2 protein-coding genes and 1 riboswitch are annotated in these 4496 nt (G+C 67.9%); of the genes, one reads left to right on the top strand and one right to left on the bottom strand.

From position 1 onward, the window contains the following. Positions 1-339 precede the first annotated feature (339 nt). Positions 340-2277, bottom strand: coding sequence for a TonB-dependent receptor (locus GX414_05480; GenBank protein ID NLI46541.1), 1938 nt, complete (start codon positions 2275-2277; stop codon positions 340-342). Between the two features lie 110 nt (positions 2278-2387). Then, positions 2388-2575: riboswitch (cobalamin riboswitch) on the bottom strand. Positions 2576-2739: 164 nt separating this feature from the next. Between GX414_05480 and GX414_05475 the strand changes: the two genes are divergently transcribed. After that, positions 2740-4496, top strand: a 1757-nt coding sequence (locus GX414_05475; GenBank protein ID NLI46540.1) for a serine/threonine protein kinase, incomplete at its 3' end; no start/stop codon positions are given.

Genomic DNA, 4496 nt, shown 5'->3' with positions numbered 1-4496 from the left:
TGGGCCTCGTTCGGCGTCACGGAGTCGCGGTGGGGTTTGGGGTAATCGGCAGGCCGGGCGGCGCCGGTCAGCACCATGGTCAGAATGAAGCCAAGAAGAATTCGACTGTTCGTCATGGCGTGGCTCCTGAATGCGGCTCGTCTCGGAGTGTCCGGTCTCGAGGCTCGAGGCTCGAGACTCGGAACTCATTCCCGATCGTCGGACATCGGACTGCGGATCTCGCGGTTCGGGACCCGCCTTTCGTTTCCCGTCTCCCGATTCACCCATTCACCATCAACGATTAAAATCCTTTGTGCCATTTGTGACTCTGTGGTGAATCCGGCTCTTGGAAAAACAGGCTCACCGCAGCCGGAGCCGGATCCCGCAGTACACCGCCAGCTCCGACCAGCCGTAGCCGGCGATCTCCTCCAGGTCCTGGTTCAGCAGATTGAACACCCGCCCGAAGAGCTCCAGACCGTCGGCCAAGGGATACGTGGCCGTCAGGTTGAGGAGGGTGTACGGCTCAAGCCGGACCCGCCGGGAAGGCCATGAGGAAAAATCCAGGTCCGGCCGGGCGCCCTTGTGCAGGAACTGTACGGCCAGGTTCAGCTTCGCGACCGGCCGCACCGCCGCGGAGACCGATACCAAATGGGGCGCGCGCCGCAGCAGCGAGTCGCCGGTGGCGCGATCCTCGCTCCGGGTGTAGGTGTATGCCGCGCCCAGACGGAACCGTTCATGCGGCGACCACTGGGCTTCGGCTTCCAAACCGGCTGTAGCGGCGTCGTCCAGGTTTTTGTAGCCGTCGCCGAACACGATGAGGCCGGAGTAGCGGTTGTAGAAGCCCGTGAGGCTCAGCCACAGCGTCTGGCCGAAGAGCATCTGGTCCACGCCGCCGTCGATGCTCCAGCTCTCCTCGGGTTGCAGTTCCGGGTTGCCGGTGTTGCCCCAGTCCGAGGGCGGCGCGTACAGCTGGTACAGCGACGGCGCCTTGAAACCGGTGCCTACGCTGCCATGAAACCGGGTGCCGGTTTCCGCCAGCTCCAGCACGGGCATGAGGCGGAAGTTGAGATCGGCCCCGAAGCGGTCGTGGTGGTCCAGGCGGATGCCGCCGGTGAGAAAGAACCGGTCGCCGAGCTGAAACTGGTCCTGGAGGTAGAGTGAGTGCATGTCGGCGCTCCGCCCGGGGAAGGCGGACGTGTACGGGCCCCACAGGCTCTCGGAGTGGTAGTAGGAGTGGCCCTGCTCCCGCAGGTAGTCGTAGCCGGCGGTGAGGGCATGCCCCGCGACGAGGAACAGCTCGTGCTGCCAGGTGAGCTGATGGGTGATGCCCTTGTACAGCGCCTCGCTCGATTCGCCGGGGTGAGCGGCGTCGGCGAAGTTGAAGTACTCGCGAGCCGCGCCGGTGTAGGCGAAGGCGAGGCGTTGCCGCCAGAGCCCCGAGTCGTGGGTGTGGCGCAGTTCGCCGCCGGCCAGGAGCTGGCGCTCGTCGCCGCTGAAATTGGGATCGTCGCCGGAGGGGCCGCCGAAATTGTCCAGACCGCACCGGCCGTCGAGGAAGCGGAAGTGGACCGCCGCCGAAACGGCCGGCGAGAATGCATACTCCAGCCGGCCGGTGGCGGTGGTGTTGCGCCAGCCGTCGGCTTCGGTGTTACCGTCGCGGGCCGCGGCGGCGGAGAAGCCGTCACTGGCGCTGTGCGAAACGCTGCCGGCGTAGCGCCAGGCGCCGCCGGTGCCGGCCACGCCGGCCCGGGCCCGCCAGGCGCCGCAGCTGCCGCCCTCGGCCTCAGCGAAGACCTCCGGCTTTCCTTCGCCGTGGCGGGTGATGACGTGGATCACCCCGCCGATGGCGTCGGAACCGAGCACGGTGCTCTGGGGGCCGCGGATCACCTCGATCCGCTCCACGTTGTCGAGGGTCAGGTTGCCGAGGTCGGCTCCCCGGCTGGGGCTCATGGGATCGTTGGCACGGACGCCGTCGAGCAGGAGCAAGGTGTGTTCGGAGTTGGCGCCGCGCAGAAATGCGGTGGTGACGCTGCCCGCCGGCCCGGAGGTGGTGAGCTGGACGCCGGCCACGCCGGCCAGCGCGTCGGCCACTGTGGCGTAGCCGCGCCGCTGCAGCTCCGCGCGGGTGAGCACGGTGACCGAGTTGCCCACCGTGCGCAGCTCCGCCTCGGTGCGGGTGGCGGTGACGACGATTTCGGTTCGGATGCGGACCGGGGATTCGGCGGCGTCAGCGGCGGCGGGACGGGCCGCGGCGATACCGAGCCATCCGATCAGGACAGTCAGAACCAGACAACGCATGGATCCTCCTATTCAACACGAAGTGAATAGGATTCTCCGAAGGACGGGGATGTCGGGATGACTGGAACGACGGGACGTGAAGTCGATCACCGTATCTTGTACCTCGAAGAATCCGATGACGAGCCACAGGCAGGTCTTCTGGCTTCCGGATCATCCTACCGGCCGCTCCTTCCCATCCCCCTTTCGGCGGGACAGTGGATCGCGCGGCGTTCGTCCCCGGTCACAGCGGCGGGACCGCAGCGGTTTTTCACCGCCTTCCCTTTTCAGCCCGACGGGCGCCTGTGTCTCAAACAACCAAGTGCACTATACCCCCCTCACTGGTCCGAGTCAACGATCTCCGGCGAGTTCCTCCTTGATGACGGCGGAGCGGGCCGATAGAATAGAGCCGTGACTTCCGACTCCCCCCATCGGCATATGGTCGGTCCCGCCGCGGATCCCAATCAGGGTCCTGATACCGTCGCCTTGCCGTGCCCGACCGGAGCCCCGGCGCCGGATCGCCCCGCCGCTCCGCCGACCCGGCCGCCCGGCGCTTGCGCCGACGGACCGCCGGAAGCCGCAGCTGAGGAAACCGGCTGGCCCGCGCCGGGCTGGGCCCTGTACCGCTGCGAACGCCTCCTCGGCGTGGGCGGCATGGGCCGGGTGTACCTGGCCTGGGACACCCGGCTGAACCGGCGGGTGGCGGTCAAGTTTCTATCCAGTGACGATCCCGAATGCGTGCAGCGCTTCTTCCGCGAGGCGCGGGCCCAGGCCCGCATCGACCATCCCCACGTGGGCAAAGTGTACGAGGTGGGCGAGGTGCACGGCCGGCCCTACATCGCCATGCAGTACATCGAGGGCCAAACCCTGAGCGCCACCGCCGCGGGAATGTCGCTGGAGCAGAAGGTGCTGATCATCCGGCAGGCGGCCGAGGCGGTGCATGCCGCCCACCGGATGGGCCTCATCCACCGGGACATCAAGCCGGCCAACATCATGGTGGAGACGAACGAAGACGGAACGCTGATACCATTCGTGGTGGACTTCGGCCTGGTCCGGGAGATGGGCGGCGAGGCGCTCACGGTGAGCGGAACCTCCCTGGGGACCCCGGCCTTCGTGTCGCCGGAGCAGGCCCTGGGCCAGGCGGGGACGGTGGACCGCCGCGCGGACGTCTACAGCCTCGGCGCCACGCTCTACGCCCTGCTGGCCGGGCGTCCCCCGTTCGAGGCGGCCACGCCCATCGAGGCGCTCCTGCAGGCCATCAACAAGGAACCCGACTCGCTGCGGCTGCACGCGCCGGCCGTGCCCGTGGACCTCGAGTGCGTGGTCATGAAGTGCCTGGAAAAGGATCCCCGCCGGCGCTACGATTCGGCCCGGGCGCTCGCCGACGAGCTGGACCGGTTTCTCAACGGCGAACCGATCCAGGCCCGCCCGCCGGGTCTGGTGGAACGCATCGGCAAGCGGTTGCGCAAGCACAAGGCCGTGGTGGCCGTGGCGGGAACCGCCCTGGTGGCGACGACCGTGCTGCTCGCCCTTTGGTGGCAGGCGCGCCGCGACGCCGCCGAGCAGGCGGAACTGGCCCAGCGGTTCGGCCAGCGGGTGGAGCAGGTGGAAGGGGTGCTGTGGCGGGCCCAGTCGTTAGACCTTCACGATATCCGGCCGGCCCGGGCGATGGTGCGACGGATCATGCAATCCATCGAGGCGGAGATGCGCGAACGTGGCAGTGTGGCCCTTGGGCCCGGCCACTCGGCGTTGGGACGCGGCTACCTGGCGCTGCACGACTTCGACCGAGCCCGGGAACACCTGGCGCGCGCCTGGAGCATGGACTACCGGACACCCGAAGTCGCATTCGCTTTGGGGAGCACCCTGGGACAGATTTATTTCCGCGAGGAGCAGGCGCTCAACAAGATTCAAGGCAAAACGCAGCGGGAAGCCCGCCGGGATGAAATCGTGCGCACCCTGCGCAAGCCGGCCTGTCGCTACCTGCGGGCCGGTGCCGGCCTGAACCGCGATTGCCCCGAGTGGCCGGAGGCGATTCTGGCCTTCTACGAAGGCAGATTGCAGGACGCGTTGGACAATGCCAAGAAGGCGTTCCGCCGGCTGCCGTGGCTCTATGAAGCGAAGGTTCTGGAAGGACGGATCTGGCGGGAAACCGGCACCGGGCACCGGATCGCCGGGCGCTACTCCGAGGCGATGGCCGCCTACCGCCGCGCCGCAACGGCGTATGAAGCCGCGATTCGAGTGGC

The organism is Acidobacteriota bacterium, from assembly GCA_012517875.1.
Taxonomy (GTDB): domain Bacteria; phylum Acidobacteriota; class JAAYUB01; order JAAYUB01; family JAAYUB01; genus JAAYUB01.
The sequence above is the reverse complement of the archived record's forward strand: the minus strand, read 5'-3'. Positions and strand labels throughout refer to the sequence as shown.

Excerpts from the sequence above, each read along its gene's own strand:
- GX414_05480 (NLI46541.1), bottom strand. The coding sequence starts at position 2,277 with ATGCGTTGTCTGGTTCTGACTGTCCTGATCGGATGGCTCGGTATCGCC.